Genomic DNA, 15041 nt, shown 5'->3' on the forward strand with positions numbered 1-15041 from the left:
TTCCTTGACCGCCGTTTGCCCGCCGAACCCCGCCCACCTGCGGCCCTCCCCTGAAGGCCGCAGGCCTCTCAGGGGCGCGGGGAACTGCGCGACCAGCCACGACGAGAGCCGCGGGCGGGCGGCGACGGAAAAGACCCCTATCCGCTGCCGTAGCGCGGATGCACCAGCGTGGACGGCGCATAGGCCCGGTCCGGGCGGATCGGCCGGACGGGGCCGGGCGACGGCGCCCGCCACCCGCCCAGAACGAAGGCCCCACCCCCACGGCCCCGATAGGAAACAACCCGGAACCCGGCCGACCGCACGGTCTCCGCGACGGTCCAGAACCGCCCCGACACCGACCCCCCGTGCACGACGACCCGCCCCCGCTCCCCCAGCACCCGCGCCACAAGCCCGTAGAACTCCTGCGAGTACAACTTCGTACTGCTCGTGAGCGCCGGATCCGGCAGGTCGCAGATCACCACGTCGTACGGCCCCCCGAGCGATCCCCCACCGCGCAGCAGCCCGAACACGTCCCCGGTGACCACCCGCACCCGCGGATCGCTCAGCGCCCGCCCGTTCAGCGCGCTGAGCCCCGGATCGCGCCGGGCGAGCCGCACCACCTCGGGGTCGGTGTCGACGACGTCGACCCGCCGCACCCCGCCGAAGCGGAGCACCTCGCGCGCCGCGATCCCGTCCCCGCCCCCGATGACGAGCACCCGCGCCCGCGGCCCGCCGCGCAGCGCGGGGTCGACCAGATCGGCGCGGTAGCGCGCGGCGTCGTCGCCGCGCACCCGCAGCCGGCCGTCCAGGTAGAGGTCGAGCGGACGCCCGCGCTCCCCGCCGGCCAGCACGACCTCCTGCACCTCGCTCTGCACGGCGACCCGCACCTGCGCGCCGAACATGGCGTGCCGCGCCGCCCGCTCGAAGTCGTCGACGAGCACCCAGGCGGCGGCGAGCACCGCGAGCACGGTGACATTGGCGACGAGCAGCAGCCAGCGGCCCCGCCGGCTCAGGTCGCGCCGGAACAGGCCGAGGACGAGCGCCCCGCCCGCCACGGCGTTGACCACGCCGGTCAGCAGCGCCCCCGTCAACTGCCCGAGCAGCGGCAGCAGCACGAACGGGAACGCGAGCCCGCCCACCAGCGCGCCCACGTAGTCGGCGGCGAACAGGTCGGCGACCGCTCCGCCGGGGTCCTGCCGCCGGATCCGCTGGATGAGCACCATCAGCAGCGGCACCTCGGCGCCGATCAGCACCCCGATGGCCAGCGAGAAGCCGACCAGGAGATATCTCGGCCCGTCGCCCCAGACCCCGCCCCAGCCGCCGGTCCAGGCGAACACGGCGTACAGGGCCATGGCGCTGCACCCGCCGACCAGCGCGAGCAGGCTCTCCAGCATCCCGAAGCCCGCGGCGGCACGGCAGCGCAGCCGCTTGGCGGCGAGCGAGCCGAGGCCCATGGCGAAGACCATGACGGACAGCACCACGGACGCCTGGGTGACCGAGTCGCCCATCAGGTACGAGGCGAGGGCGACGAGTTCCAGTTCGTACACCAGTCCGCAGGCCGCGCAGACGAAGACGCCCGCGAGGACCAGGAACCGGCCGGTGCCCGGCTTGACCGGGAGCGGGGCCCGCCCCGGCTCGCCGCGGGACCGCGGGACCCCCGAGTGCGGGGCAGGGGCGTGCGGATCGATCACCCGGGGAACGCTACGTCACCGCGCAACTCCGTCCGGTCACCCACACGTGTGGAAAAACGGAGCGCGGGCATACCCGTCCGAGGACAGGCCCTAGAGCAGCACGGCGGCGGGCCGCCGCACACCCACCCGGGTGCGGGTGGCGACGAGTTGACCGTCCTGCGGGTACGCGTGCCAGGTGCGCCAGTGCACCTGGCCCTCGTGCCGCTGGGCGAGCATCGCGGTGAAGGCGTGCGGGCTGCCGGGGAAGACCCCGGCCAGACCGTTCGGATGGTCGGACACGAGAGCGAGCAATTCTTGTGCGCGTCCGGCGAACTGACCTGGGGTCAGATCCTCCACGCGGGCCGCGAACTCGTACTCCCAGTCGCCGACGCGCTCGGCGACTCCGAGGGGCAGCGGGGTGCTGCTGCCCGGGATGCAGGCCACGGTCTCCGAGCAGCTGCCGTTCTCCTCCTCCAGGAGCACCTGGTGGGAGGCGCCGAGCAGCCTCAACTGGAGCGTGGCGCCGGAAAGTTCCAGGTCGAGGGTGGCGAGCGCGGGAAGCGGCTCACGGCCCAGTGTCCAGGCCAGGTCGTCCGCGCTGGTGTCGGTGTAGGCGGTGTTCAGGGTCGTGAGCATGGGTCGGCTCCGCTAGCACGCAAAGGGAGGTGGGGCCGGCTGTGTCAAAGGGACCGGCTCGTGCCCACGCGAACGCTGTGAATACGCAGTACGAGGGCTGAGTTGACGGTTAAAAGGGAATCATGGGCGATGGCGCGGTCACAGCGTTTTTACCCAACTTGGCGGGGTTTCCATCCCCCCGAGCGCTGCACAGCTCAACTGTTCAACCTCCACGGCCGCCCGAATGCGCCGGGCGCACACCCTTCGGGTTCTTCCTGGACACATGTACGGGCTCGGGCGTCCCGACATGCGGACGGCCCGCGTGGACCGACTGCCCCGTGTCAGTCGTCTCCGCGCGGGCCGCCCGCCTCCCCGTGGGCGCGACGTCAGCTGCCGCCGCCGCACCCTCCCCCGCCGCACGACGAGCCGCCTCCGCAGGAGCTGCCCCCGCCGCACGAGTGGCCGCCCCCGCAGGAATGACCGTGGTGGCCGGACGATCCGGACGAGCAGGAGGCCCCGCTGCTGCTCGCGTCACCGCCCCCGGCCCACCAGCTGCGGTTCGACCCCCGGGTGTGCGACTTCTTCTTCCTCAACGACGTACTGGGCGCGCGGCCGCTGCCGCCCGTCCTGGCCGTTCCGACGACGATGGCGACGACCAGCACCACGAAGACCACGATGACGACTGCTCCCATCACCGGTCCTCCTTTCCCTTCCCCCGAATCCCCCGAGGGGCGCCCCGTGCGGGCGTGACAGGGGGATGCCCCTGCCCGTACGCGGTCAAAGCAGAGTTGAGGAACTCCAGAGGTTTCCGAAACGGACGCCCTACGCTTGGCCTCCCGGGGCTGCGAGAACCGGGGGATCGGGGGGTCTCATGAGCCTTGAGATGGCGGAGTTGGCGGGGCAGGCGGGCCAGTATCTGGCTCCTGCCGTGAGTGCCTACGGGGCGGCGGTGCTGACCCGCGCGGAGAGCGCGGCGGCGGACGGCACGGCGAACGTGGGGCGGCGGATCCTGCGAGCGGTGTGGCGCCGGCGCGACGAGCGGGGCCGCGCGGAGCTGGAAGCCGCCGTACGGGACGTGGACGAGGCACCCGACGACGAGGACGCGGCGGCGGCCCTGCGGCAGCAGATCAAGCGGGCGCTGCGCGACGACGCCGAGCTGCGGGCCGAACTGGCGGGCCTGCTCCCCGCGGGCGGCGGGACGGTGAACGTGACGGCCTCCGGGGAGCGTTCCATCGCCGCCGACACGATCACGAACGCCGTGACCGGGGACCACGTCACCTTCGGTGGTGACGGGCGGACGGATGCCTGATGCCTGAGGAGGGCGGCGCGCGGGCCTCGGGGCCGAGAGCCGTCGCCGCGCGGGGCGACATCGGGGTGGCGATCACCGGCGACGGCGCACGCGTGGTGATGGTGCCGGCGGAGGCCGTGCGCTGGGCGAAGGAGACGGACGCGCCGGCGGGGGCCGGGAACCTGCCCGGTTCCGCGTCCGGTGTCTTCGTGGGACGGGAGCCCGAACTCGACGAGGTACGCCGTCTGCTGACCGGCACGGGCGAGGCCGCGGTCACCCAGGTGTCGGGGACGCGGGCGATCCACGGCCTCGGCGGCATCGGCAAGAGCACCCTGGCCCTGCACTACGCGCACCGCCACCGGCCGGACTACACGCTGGTGTGGTGGATCACCGCCACCGATGTCGAGCAGATCGTGAGCGGCCTGGCCGATCTCGCCCTGCACCTGTGCCCGCAGCTGGCGGCGACGACCGCGGGTTCGCCGGAGCGGGCGGCCTGGGCGCTGCTGTGGCTGCAATGGCATCCCGGCTGGCTGCTGGTGTTCGACAACGTGGAGGACCCCGCCGACCTGCGCCACTACCTCGGCGCGCTGCCCGGCGGCCACCACCTGGCCACCAGCCGCGTCGCGACCGGCTGGCACTCCGTCGCCCCGACGATGCCGCTGGGCCTGCTCGACCGCGACTCCGCCGTGTCCCTGCTGTGCACCCTCGTCTTCGGCCCCGACCACACGGCCGACGCCGACCAGCGCCGGGACGCGCGGGAGCTCGCCACCGAACTCGGCTGCCTCCCGCTCGCGTTGGAACAGGCGGGCGCCTACCTCCACGAGACCGGCACCTCACTGAGCGACTACCGCGAGCTGCTGGGCCGCGTCATCGACCGGGCACCGGGCGGTATCGACCCGGAGCGCACGATCGCGCGGATCTGGGAGCACACCCTCGCGGCCGTCGAGCGCCGCAATCCGCAGGCGGCCGTACTTCTCGACGCCATGGCGTGGCTGGCGCCCGACGACATCCCGCGCACGCTGCTCGCCCCGCTCTGCCCCGACCTCCTCGACCTCGGCGAGGCACTGGGCGCGCTGCACGCCTACAACATGGTCGCCTTCAGCGCCGACCGCCGGAGCGTCGGGGTGCACCGGCTCGTACAGACGGTGCTGCGCCACCGCGAGGACCCCGGGCACGACGGCCCGTCCGGCCGCCGCGACGCCGAGCGGATCGTCCGGGCGGCCGCGGCGGGGAAGGACGAGGACTCCCCCGCGTGGGAGCAGCTCCTCCCCCACGTCACCGCACTCCTGGAGTCGGCCCGGGACCGCGGCGTGCCGTCGCCCGAGCTCTCGGAGGTCTACAACACCGCGGCGCAGTACCTGTACCAGCGGGGGCGGGACGCGCAGACCGTTCCGCTCCGCACGGCCGTGCTCGCCCAGCGGGCGCGGACGCGGGGTGACGTCCATCCCGCCACCCTGGTCAGCCGTATCAATCTCGGTGCCGCCCTCCAGGCGGCCGGGGAGGCGGAGCGGGCCGTCGAGCTGTTGGAGACCACTCTCGACCAGAGCGAGCGGGCCCTCGGGCCCACTCATCCCTGCGCCCTTTCCAGCCGCATCAATCTCGCCGGCGCCTGTCTGGCCGCCGGCGACACGGAGCGCGCCGTACCCCTGTTCGAGGGGACCCTCGCCCAGCTTCAGCGGCTCCTGGGCACCAGCCACCCCCGCACGCTGACGGCCCGCAACAATCTCGCCCACGCCTACGAGGTGAGCGGCGAGCCGGAACGGGCCGTCACGCTCCACGAGGCCACCCTCGCGCACCGGGAACACGTGCTGGGCGACACCCATCCCGACACCCTGACCAGCCGCAACAACCTCGCCAGCGCCCTTGTCCAGACGGGAGATCTGGAGCGGGCCACACGTCTGTTCACCACCACTCTCACCCAGTCCGAACGGGTGCTGGGCGGCACCCATCCGCACACCCTGTACACCCGGGCGAACCTCGCCCACGTCTACCGGGAGACGGGCGACCTGGAGCGGGCCGTGCCGCTCTTCGAGACCACCCTCACCCAGTTCGAGCGGGTACTGGGCACCACCCATCCGCACACGGTGCTCTGCCGCCACAACCTGGCCGTCGCCCGCCGGAAGGCGGAAGTTGATGAACCCCCGCCCCCCGGCGCAGGATGACGCCCATGACCTCCCGCACCCGCCCCCTCCTCAACCGCCGTCTCGCCGAGTTCGGGACCACGATCTTCGCGGAGATGTCCGCGCTGGCCGTCTCCACCGGTGCCATCAACCTCGGGCAGGGCTTCCCCGACACCGACGGGCCCGAGCACGTGCGCGAGGCCGCGGTGCGGGCGCTGCGCGACGGGCGCGGGAACCAGTACCCGCCGGGGCCCGGCGTCCCCGAGCTGCGGACCGCGATCGCGGAGCACCAGAAGCGCCGGTACGGGATCGAGCCGGACGCCGACCGCGAGGTGCTGGTCACCGCGGGCGCGACCGAGGCCATCGCGGCCTCGCTGCTCGCGCTGGTCGAGCCCGGCGACGAGGTGATCGCGTTCGAGCCGTACTACGACTCGTACGCGGCGAGCATCGCGCTGGCGGGCGGTACGCGCGTCCCGGTCACCCTGCGCCCGCACGAGGGCAGCTTCCGCCTCGACCTCGACGAGCTGCGCGCCGCGGTCACGCCCCGCACCCGGCTGCTGCTCATCAACACCCCGCACAACCCGACCGGCACCGTCCTGACCCGCGCCGAGCTGACCGCGATCGCCGAACTGGCCGTCGAGCGGGACCTGCTCGTCGTCACCGACGAGGTGTACGAGCACCTGACCTACGACGGCGCCGAGCACATCCCGCTCGCGACGCTGCCCGGGATGCGGGAGCGGACGGTGACGATCGGGTCGGCCGGGAAGACGTTCTCGTTCACCGGGTGGAAGGTCGGCTGGGTGACGTCGTCGCCGGAGCTGGTGACGGCCGTACGCTCGGCCAAGCAGTTCCTCACGTACGTGTCGGCCGGGCCGTTCCAGTACGCGGTCGCCGAGGCGCTGGCTCTTCCCGACTCCTACTTCTCGGACTTCCGGGCCGAGATGACGGCCAAGCGGGATCTGCTGGCGGCGGGGCTCGCCGACGCCGGGTTCGGGGTGTTCCGGCCGCAGGGCACGTACTTCGTGACGACCGACATCAGGCCGCTCGGGTTCGACGACGGGTTCGCGTTCTGCCGGGCGCTGCCCGAGCGGTGCGGGGTCGTCGCCATTCCGAACGCCGTGTTCTACGACGACCGGGAGGCCGGGGCGCCGTTCGTCCGTTTCGCGTTCTGCAAGCGCGAAGCCGTACTCGAGGACGCCGTGGGCCGCCTGAAGCAGCTCTGAGACCGCCGATCGGCCGACGGCCGGTGGGGGCTGGTCGGCAACGGACCGAACCCGGTCGGCGCAGCCCCGGTCGCGGTCGGGGCGGGCGCACCGGAGGGTTCGGGTGTGACCGAGTCGAGCAGCACCGCCGTACTTGACGCCCCCTCAGCCACATTCACCCGGCACCGCGCTGCGGATTCGGCGCTGCGGGCCCTGGCCCTCTTCGTCGTCGTCCGGCTGACCGGCATGACCGCCCTCGCGCTGGCCGGCGACAGACCCTGGGCGCTGCTCGGGCGTTCCTGGGACTCGATCTGGTACCTCGGCATCGCCGAACACGGCTACGGCGCCCGCACGCTCCACCCCGGCCCCGGCCTGCTCTACCAGGACCTCGCCTTCTTCCCGCTGTACCCGGCGCTGATCCGCTCCGCGCACACCGTGCTGCCGGTGCTCGACGCCGGCGCCTGCGGCCTGCTGATCGCCTGGGCCGCGACGGGCGCCGCCGCGCTCGGCATCCACCGCATCGGGCTGCGGCTGCACGGCCCGACCGTGGCCACACTGCTCGTCGTGCTGTGGGGCGTGCTGCCGCACTCGGTCGTGCTGTCCATGGGCTACACGGAACCGGTGCTCACCGCGCTCGCCGCCTGGTCGCTGTACGCGCTGCTGACCGGGCGCTGGATCTGGGCGGGCGCCCTGGCCGCGCTCGCGGGCCTCGCCCGGCCGAACGGCTTCGCGGTGGCCGCCGCCGTCCTGGCCACCGCCGCCTGGGAACTCTTCCGGCGGCGCGGCCGCGTTCCCCACAGGCTGTGGACGGGCGCGCTGCTCGCCCCGGCCGGCTGGGCCGCGTACGTCCTGTGGGTGGGGCGGCGCGAGGGCGATCTCCTCGGCGGGTACTTCGCCGTGCAGCGGGCGTGGGGGTCGACGTTCGACCTGGGCGTCGGGTCGGCCCGGTTCGCCAAGCGGATGCTGCTGCGCGGGGACGCCTTCGTGTTCCCGATGGCGCTGGTGATCGTGGCGGCGGGCGTGCTGCTGTTCGCGCTGCTGCTCCTGGACCGGGCGCCGCTGCCGCTGCTCGTCTACAGCGGCGTGCTGCTGTCGATCGCGGTGTGCGGCTCCGGGTTCTTCGAGTCCAAGCCGCGCTTCCTGCTGCCCGCGTTCCCGCTGCTGCTGCCGCTGGCGTGCGCCCTGGCGAGAACGGCGAGAACCCGGCCCGCGCAGGCCCTCCTGGTGGTGGGTGCGCTGGCCGGGCTCTCGGTGGCGTACGGGACGTATCTGCTGGTCAACGCCCACAGGCCGCTGTAGCGGGGGTGCCTACTCGGCGTCGTCGCCGGGCTTCTCGTCGTCCACGGCGGAGTCGACGTCGGTCTCCAGACCGAGCTCCTCGATCAGCCAGCGGTCGAACTCGATCGCGGCGCGCACCCAGCTGACGGTCGAGGACACGAAGTGCTCCAGGGAGACTCCGGTGCCGATCAGCATCTGGGCCTCGCCGATGAGGCGGACCGTGCCGTCGTCGTGGGTGTGGCTGTAGACCTTGGGCCACAGGGTGCGGCGGTTCCAGTCGTCGATCGACTCGAGCAGGCGCGGCTTGTCCTCGATGCCGTGCGGGCGGTCGTAGAACGTCCGCACCGAGAAGACCTGCTGGTCGCCCTCGCCGCGGAACATGAAGTACGTGCGGAACTCCTCCCACGGCGCAGCGAGGTCACCCTCCTCGTCGACGACGTGCTTGAGCTCCATCTGGTCGAGCAGCTGCTTGACCAGGTCCTGGTCGGGAATGACGGGGCCCGCCGGTCCCGCCCCCTGCTGCTGAGGCTGTCCCCCGAAATTCGGAATCGAGGACGGGTCGATGCTCACGCGCTTGTTCCCTTCGTACGGATGCCGCCATCCTCTCCCAGGAAGGGCCCCCGGGGGCAAGCCCGGAAGCCCTTCTGCCGTGTTTCGGCCGTTCGCCGTCTGCGGACAGCCGCTGGCCACCGCTACAGGGTCTTGGCCTCCGTCTCGGGCCCCACGATCAGGCCGTCGCCGAAGACGTCCACCCGGACCGTGTCCCCGTCCTTGACCTCGCCGGACAGGATCTCCTTGGCCAGCCGGTCGCCGATGGCCGTCTGGACCAGGCGGCGCAGCGGGCGCGCGCCGTACGCCGGGTCGTTGCCCTCCTCGGCGAGCCAGGTCAGGGCCTCGTCCGTGACGTCGAGCGTCAGGCGGCGGTCCGCCAGGCGCTTGGCGAGGCGGTCGAGCTGGAGGCCGGCGATGCGGCGCAGCTCGTCCTTCTCCAGGGCGGAGAAGACGACGAGGTCGTCGAGCCGGTTCAGGAACTCCGGCTTGAAGGAGGCCCGGACGACCTCCAGGACCTGCTGCTTCTTCTCGTCCTCCGAGGACATCGGGTCGATCAGGAACTGGCTGCCCAGGTTCGACGTGAGGATCAGGATCGTGTTGCGGAAGTCGACCGTGCGGCCCTGCCCGTCGGTGAGCCGGCCGTCGTCGAGCACCTGGAGCAGGATGTCGAAGACCTCCGGGTGCGCCTTCTCCACCTCGTCCAGGAGCACGACCGAGTACGGGCGCCTGCGCACCGACTCGGTGAGCTGGCCGCCCTCCTCGTAGCCGACGTAGCCGGGCGGGGCACCGACCAGGCGGGCCACCGAGTGCTTCTCGCTGTACTCGCTCATGTCGATGCGGATCATGGCCCGCTCGTCGTCGAAGAGGAAGTCGGCGAGCGCCTTGGCCAGCTCGGTCTTGCCCACGCCCGTCGGGCCGAGGAAGAGGAACGAGCCGGTGGGGCGGTCGGGGTCGGCGATGCCCGCGCGGGTGCGGCGGACGGCGTCGGAGACGGCGCGGACGGCCTCGGACTGGCCGATGAGCCGCTTGCCGAGCTCGTCCTCCATGCGCAGCAGCTTCTGCGTCTCGCCCTCCAGGAGGCGTCCGGCCGGGATGCCGGTCCAGGAGGCGACGACGTCCGCGATGTCGTCGGAGCCGACCTCCTCCTTCACCATGGTGTCCCGGGCGACCTCCTCCTCGGCCTCGGAGGCCTCCTCCAGGTCGCGCTCCAGGGTGGGGATCTCGCCGTACAGCAGTTTGCTGGCGGTGTCGAAGTCGCCGTCGCGCTGGGCCCGCTCGGCCTGGCCGCGCAGCTCGTCGAGCTTCTCCTTCAGCTCACCGACGCGGTTGAGGGACTGCTTCTCCTTCTCCCAGCGGGCGGTGAGTCCGCGCAGCTCCTCCTCCTTGTCGGCGAGGTCGCGGCGCAGCTTCTCCAGGCGCTGGCGGCTGGCCGGATCGGTCTCCTTGCCGATCGCCATCTCCTCCATCTTCAGCCGGTCGACGGCGCGCTGGAGCTCGTCGATCTCGACCGGGGAGGAGTCGATCTCCATCCGGAGCCGGGAGGCCGCCTCGTCGACGAGGTCGATGGCCTTGTCGGGCAGGAAGCGGGAGGTGATGTACCGGTCGGAGAGGGTCGCGGCGGCCACCAGGGCGCTGTCCGCGATCTGCACCTTGTGGTGCGCCTCGTAGCGGCCCTTGAGCCCGCGCAGGATCGCGATGGAGTCCTCGACGGTCGGCTCGGCGACCAGCACCTGCTGGAAGCGGCGCTCCAGCGCCGGGTCCTTCTCGATGCGCTCGCGGTACTCGTCGAGCGTCGTGGCGCCGACCATGCGCAGCTCACCGCGGGCGAGCATCGGCTTCAGCATGTTGCCCGCGTCCATGGCGGAGTCGCCGCCGGCGCCCGCGCCCACGACGGTGTGCAGCTCGTCGATGAACGTGATGACCTGGCCGTCGCTCTCCTTGATCTCGGAGAGGACGGTCTTCAGCCGCTCCTCGAACTCGCCGCGGTACTTCGCACCCGCGACCATTGCACCGAGGTCGAGCGAGACGAGCCGCTTGTCCTTCAGGGACTCCGGAACGTCGCCCTTCACGATGCGCTGGGCGAGGCCCTCGACGACGGCGGTCTTGCCGACGCCGGGCTCGCCGATGAGCACGGGGTTGTTCTTGGTGCGGCGCGACAGCACCTGGACGACCCGGCGGATCTCCTGGTCACGCCCGATGACGGGGTCGAGCTTGCCCTCGCGGGCGGCGGCGGTGAAGTCCGTACCGAACTTCTCCAGTGCCTTGTAGGACCCCTCGGGGTCGGGTGTCGTCACCCGGCGCCCTCCCCTGCTCCTCGCGAACGCCTCGGCCAGCTTCTTCGCACTGGCCCCATTCTCGGTCAGCACCTCACCCGCGGCGCCGCCCTTGGCGGCGAGGGCGATCAGCAGGTGCTCGGTGGAGAGGAACTCGTCGCCCAGCTCCTTGGCCCGCTCGTTGGCGTCCGCGATCACCGCGAGCAGGTCGCGGCTGGGCTGCGGCGGCGAGACCGTCGACCCGGTGACGCTGGGCAGCGACGCCAGTACGCGCTCGGCACCCGCCCTGACCTGCGCCTGGTCCGCGTCGACGGCGGCCAGCAGATCGACGATGTTCTCGTTGTCCTGCCCCTCCAGCAGGGCAAGCAGCAGATGTGCCGGGGTCAGATCCGGGTGACCCCCGGACACGGCCCGGCTGCTCGCCGCGTTGATCGCGTCGCGGCTCCGGTTCGTCAGCTCGGCGTCCACGTGCCTGTTCTCCTCCACGTCCTTGGTACTACGGGTACTCACTGGGTACGGGTACTCACTCTGACTTCACCAACGTAGATAAAGTTGAGTCTATTCCACTCAACCTTGGATCTGGGGGTAGGTTCCCGGATATGGCCAAGCGGATCGACCTCGACGACCCTCCCGCCGCTTTCCTCAGCTTCTGGCGGGAACGGCATCTGTGCACCCTGACGACCCTGCGCGGCGACGGCACACCGCACGTCGTGCCGGTGGGGGTGACCTACGACGCCGAGGCGCGGGTGGCCCGGGTGATCACCGGGAAGGACACCCGCAAGGCAGCTCACCTGCTGGGCGGGCCGGGGCCCGTCGCGGTCTGCCAGGTCGACGGGCGGCGCTGGGCCACGCTGGAGGGGCGGGCCGTCGTGCGCACGGACCCGGAGAGCGTCGCCGACGCCGAGCGCCGGTACGCGGAGCGCTACAGGACGCCCCGGCCCAATCCGGACCGGGTGGTGATCGAGATCGCGGTGACCCGCGCGACGGGCAACGCCGTCTTCGACTCCGAGGCGCACTGACAGCGGGTAACCACAACGGCCGCACACAAAACTGCAGCGGCGCCACCGTGTTTCAGGTCCACGGTGACGCCGCTGCGGGGGGAAGCACCTGCGCGATCTACAACGACGGGGGCATCGCGTCAGGCACTGCGGGGGGTGGCTGTGGTGCGGGGTGACGCCGCTCGGGGCGTCCGCGAGGCCTCGGGTCCTGCCTCGCCGACCAGCTGATGGTCACGCTGGTCCAGATTCACGAAGATCATTCCGTACCGGACGACCGACCGCACCGGCTGTGGGGCGCCGCGCGGCTTCCGCAGACACCGGAAGGCCCGGATGTCGTCGTCGTCCTCCCGCACCACGACGATCGGCTCTCCGAACAGGGTGACCATGAGGGAGTCACCGGGATTCGGAATGGCCGTCACGAGGTCGATGGTGTGCCAACCGGAGCGGTAGGCGATCGCCATCTCGCGGCGCAGGGTTCTGTCGTCCGGCGGGGTGATCATGCAGCACCTGCCACGGGGGCGGTGCTCCAGGAGAGGTCGGGGGGTGCCACGGCCTGCGTCGCCGTCGTCGAGCCGGCGGGCGCCACGCTCCACGACAGGTCGGCGGGCCGCACCGACGTCACCCCGGCGGGGGCCTTGCTCCAGGACAGGTCCGCGGGCCGCACCGCCGCACCGGCGGGGGCCTTGCTCCAGGAAAGGTCCACGAGCAGCGCCGCCGAGCCGGCGGGCGCCGAACTCCACGACAGGTCCGCGGGCCGCACCGCCGTGTCGGCCGGAGCCGAACTCCAGGAGAGGTCCGGCGGCGCCACGGCCTGCGACACCGAAGTACCCGTACCGGCAGGCGCCGAACTCCACGACAGATCCAGGGCGCCGGCAGCGCCGAAGGCCAGCCCGGCGGAGAAGGCACCCACCAGTATCGAGCGAAGCATTTCCTTGCGCATAGTGGGCTTCGTCCTCACTTCCATGGCTACTCTCCCCCGGCTCCCCAAGACGATGGCTCATTCGGCCACGCAAACACCACAGGATCGATGCATCATGTTCCTGCACGTTCAGGACCCTGGGGGGTGAGCAAGTGATACCAAAACATCCACATGGGACACATCCCCATGCTGCGGCCGAATTGTGTGACGAGGGGAGGCGGTTGTACGCCCACGCCCTGCACTCCGGGCGTATCGCGCGCACCGAAGTGGTGCCCGCTCCTTGTCTGCTGGACTTCGCCCTGCTGCACCCGGACCCGGACGACGCCAACTGGCTGCGGCCCGTGCCGCCCGCGGCGGCGCTGGCGCAGCGGCTGCACCCCATCGAGCGCGAGATACAGGAGCGCAGGAGCCTCGCCGTCGACCTCGCCAACTATTTCGAACCTTTCATGGCGATCAGCGCACAGGATCCGGCGACGACCCACGCGATCACCGTGCTCGAAGGCATCAACCGGATCAACTCCGCGATCGAGCTGGCCATAGCGGAGTGCACCTCCGAGATCCTCACGGTCCAGCCGGGCGGCGGCCGCAGCGAACACTCGCTCACCGAGGCCCTGGAGCGCGGCCAGGACGTCATAGAGCGCGGCATCACCATGCGCACCCTGTACCAGCACACGGCCAGGCACAGCCAGGGGACGCTGGTCTACGCCGAGCACATGGCGCGGGGGAACGTGGAGATCCGTACGCTGGAAGAGCTCATCGAGCGGCTGATGATCTTCGACCGTACCGTGGCCTTCATCCCCACCCGGGGAGACACCGAGGTCGCCCTCGAACTGCGCCACCCCGGTCTGGTCGAGTATCTGACCACCGTCTTCGAGCAGTTGTGGGGGCGCGGTGTGCCGCTCCTGGAGGAAGCGCCCTATGCCCCGCCGACCGACGGCATCACCGGAGTGCAGCGCTCGATCGCCAAGCTCCTCGTCGACGGCCATGTCGACGAGGCGATCGCCCGCCGGCTCGGGATGAACGTCCGGACGTGCCGCGCGCACATAGCCAAGCTGGCGGCGGCCCTGGGCAGCGGCAGCCGGGCCCAACTGGGCTACCTCATCGCCCGCTCGGGACTTCTGGAGTCCGATACGCCCGAACCGAACAGAGAGAGTCATTCGTGACCGCGCAGGGCCATCCCCACGGCGTCGGCGAGCTGTGCGAGGCCGGAATGAGTCTGTACACGCACACCCTGCGCGAGGGCCGCGTGCTGCGCAGGGACACCGCGCCGACCCCGTGCCTGGAGGCGTACGGACTGCTCCACCCGGACGGCGAGGACCCCCAGTGGCTGCGTCCCGTCCCGCCCGCGATCGCGCTGCCGGGCCTGCTGAAGGCGATCGAACAGGACATCGTGCAGCGGCGGAGCCAGGAGGCGAAGCTCGCCGACACGTTCGCGTCGCTGATGGCGCTGGACGCGGAGCGGGCCGCGGTGCCCAACGCCCCTTTGATCGGTGTGCTGCTGGGCCTGCGCCGCATCAACGACGCGATCGCCGAGGCCACCGCGGAGTCGTGCAGCGAACTGCTGACCATCCAGCCGGGCCCGGCCCGCCCCGCGTCGCTGCTGGCGACGTCGCTGCCGCGCGAGCAGGAGTTGCTCAGCCGGGGCGGCCGCATGCGCACGCTGTACCAGCACACCTCGCGCCACTCGCCGGCCGTCCTCGCGCACTACGAGGAACTGGACGGGGACGTCCAGGTGCGCACCCTCGACGAGGTCACGGAGCGGCTGGTCATGCTCGACCGGACCGTGGCCTTCATCCCGGCGAACCAGGACCGCACGGTGGCGCTGGAGATCCGGCACCCCGCGCTGATCAGCTATCTCGCGACCACCTTCGAGCGGCTGTGGCGGCTGGCCACCCCCATGTTCCCGCTGGACCTGGGCGAGGAGCCGTCGCCGGGCGGTGTCACCACCCGGCAGCGCACCATCGCGACCCTGCTCACCGAGGGGCACACCGACGCGGTCATCGCGGAGCGCCTCGGCGTGAACATCCGTACCGTGCGGGTCCACATCGCCAAGCTCGCGACCACCCTCGGCAGCGACAGCAGGGCCCAACTGGGCTATCTCATCGCCCGGTCGGGGATCCTGGACGAGGAGGCGTGAGGCCCGCCCC

The 15041-nt window shown here is 71.9% G+C and carries 14 protein-coding genes; 7 read left to right on the forward strand and 7 right to left on the reverse strand.

Going from position 1 to position 15041, the window contains the following annotated elements:
- Positions 1-137: 137 nt before the first annotated feature.
- The 3 genes from ABII15_RS18120 to ABII15_RS18130 form a co-directional block, all read right to left on the reverse strand.
- Positions 138-1670: a polyamine aminopropyltransferase gene (locus ABII15_RS18120; RefSeq protein ID WP_353943365.1), complete on the reverse strand. Its 1533-nt coding sequence runs from the start codon at positions 1668-1670 to the stop codon at positions 138-140.
- A gap of 90 nt (positions 1671-1760) precedes the next feature.
- Positions 1761-2285 carry a DUF2617 family protein gene (locus ABII15_RS18125; RefSeq protein ID WP_353943366.1) on the reverse strand — a complete coding sequence of 175 codons (525 nt, stop codon included), beginning with the start codon at positions 2283-2285 and terminating at the stop codon, positions 1761-1763.
- A gap of 365 nt (positions 2286-2650) precedes the next feature.
- Entirely contained in the window at positions 2651-2956 is a 306-nt protein-coding gene (locus ABII15_RS18130; RefSeq protein ID WP_353943367.1) for a hypothetical protein, read from the reverse strand.
- A 179-nt stretch (positions 2957-3135) separates the two neighbouring features.
- Here ABII15_RS18130 and ABII15_RS18135 point away from each other — a divergent pair, with 179 nt between their 5' ends.
- The 4 genes from ABII15_RS18135 to ABII15_RS18150 all read left to right on the forward strand — a co-directional run bounded on the left by ABII15_RS18135 (position 3136) and on the right by ABII15_RS18150 (position 8173).
- On the forward strand, positions 3136-3573 hold the full coding sequence (locus ABII15_RS18135; RefSeq protein ID WP_353943368.1) for a hypothetical protein: 438 nt from the start codon (positions 3136-3138) through the stop codon (positions 3571-3573).
- Positions 3573-5714, forward strand: coding sequence for an FxSxx-COOH system tetratricopeptide repeat protein (fxsT, locus tag ABII15_RS18140; RefSeq protein ID WP_353943369.1), 2142 nt, complete (start codon positions 3573-3575; stop codon positions 5712-5714). Before ABII15_RS18135 ends, fxsT begins: the two co-directional genes overlap by 1 nt.
- Entirely contained in the window at positions 5711-6895 is a 1185-nt protein-coding gene (locus ABII15_RS18145; RefSeq protein ID WP_353943371.1) for a pyridoxal phosphate-dependent aminotransferase, read from the forward strand. Before fxsT ends, ABII15_RS18145 begins: the two co-directional genes overlap by 4 nt.
- 105 nt (positions 6896-7000) lie before the next feature.
- Positions 7001-8173, forward strand: a complete 1173-nt coding sequence (locus ABII15_RS18150) for a hypothetical protein (RefSeq protein WP_353943372.1) — start codon at positions 7001-7003, stop codon at positions 8171-8173.
- A gap of 9 nt (positions 8174-8182) precedes the next feature.
- On the opposite strand, the gene ABII15_RS18155 is transcribed toward ABII15_RS18150, so the two are convergent.
- Both ABII15_RS18155 and clpB read right to left on the reverse strand, forming a co-directional pair.
- Positions 8183-8722: a YbjN domain-containing protein gene (locus ABII15_RS18155; RefSeq protein ID WP_353943373.1), complete on the reverse strand. Its 540-nt coding sequence runs from the start codon at positions 8720-8722 to the stop codon at positions 8183-8185.
- A 122-nt stretch (positions 8723-8844) separates the two neighbouring features.
- Positions 8845-11445, reverse strand: coding sequence for an ATP-dependent chaperone ClpB (clpB, locus tag ABII15_RS18160; RefSeq protein ID WP_353947104.1), 2601 nt, complete (start codon positions 11443-11445; stop codon positions 8845-8847).
- Positions 11446-11576: 131 nt separating this feature from the next.
- Here clpB and ABII15_RS18165 point away from each other — a divergent pair, with 131 nt between their 5' ends.
- Positions 11577-11996: a TIGR03618 family F420-dependent PPOX class oxidoreductase gene (locus tag ABII15_RS18165; RefSeq protein ID WP_353943374.1), complete on the forward strand. Its 420-nt coding sequence runs from the start codon at positions 11577-11579 to the stop codon at positions 11994-11996.
- A 119-nt stretch (positions 11997-12115) separates the two neighbouring features.
- Here ABII15_RS18165 and ABII15_RS18170 read toward each other — a convergent pair whose 3' ends face one another.
- Together ABII15_RS18170 and ABII15_RS18175 are read right to left on the reverse strand one after the other, a co-directional pair.
- The gene (locus tag ABII15_RS18170; protein ID WP_353943375.1) at positions 12116-12475 is read right to left on the reverse strand and encodes a hypothetical protein; all 360 of its coding nucleotides are present in this window, start codon (positions 12473-12475) and stop codon (positions 12116-12118) included.
- Positions 12472-12903 carry a hypothetical protein gene (locus ABII15_RS18175; RefSeq protein WP_353943376.1) on the reverse strand — a complete coding sequence of 144 codons (432 nt, stop codon included), beginning with the start codon at positions 12901-12903 and terminating at the stop codon, positions 12472-12474. The genes ABII15_RS18170 and ABII15_RS18175 overlap by 4 nt, the downstream gene beginning before the upstream one ends.
- A 143-nt stretch (positions 12904-13046) precedes the next feature.
- Between ABII15_RS18175 and ABII15_RS18180 the strand changes: the two genes are divergently transcribed.
- Together ABII15_RS18180 and ABII15_RS18185 are read left to right on the forward strand one after the other, a co-directional pair.
- Positions 13047-14057 (forward strand): helix-turn-helix transcriptional regulator, encoded by a 1011-nt coding sequence (locus ABII15_RS18180; RefSeq protein WP_353943377.1) that lies wholly within the window; start codon positions 13047-13049, stop codon positions 14055-14057.
- Complete coding sequence (locus ABII15_RS18185) at positions 14054-15031, forward strand: LuxR C-terminal-related transcriptional regulator (RefSeq protein ID WP_353943378.1); 978 nt, start codon at positions 14054-14056, stop codon at positions 15029-15031. Before ABII15_RS18180 ends, ABII15_RS18185 begins: the two co-directional genes overlap by 4 nt.
- Positions 15032-15041 lie beyond the last annotated feature (10 nt).

Source organism: Streptomyces sp. HUAS MG91, assembly GCF_040529335.1.
Lineage (GTDB): Bacteria > Actinomycetota > Actinomycetes > Streptomycetales > Streptomycetaceae > Streptomyces > Streptomyces tabacisoli.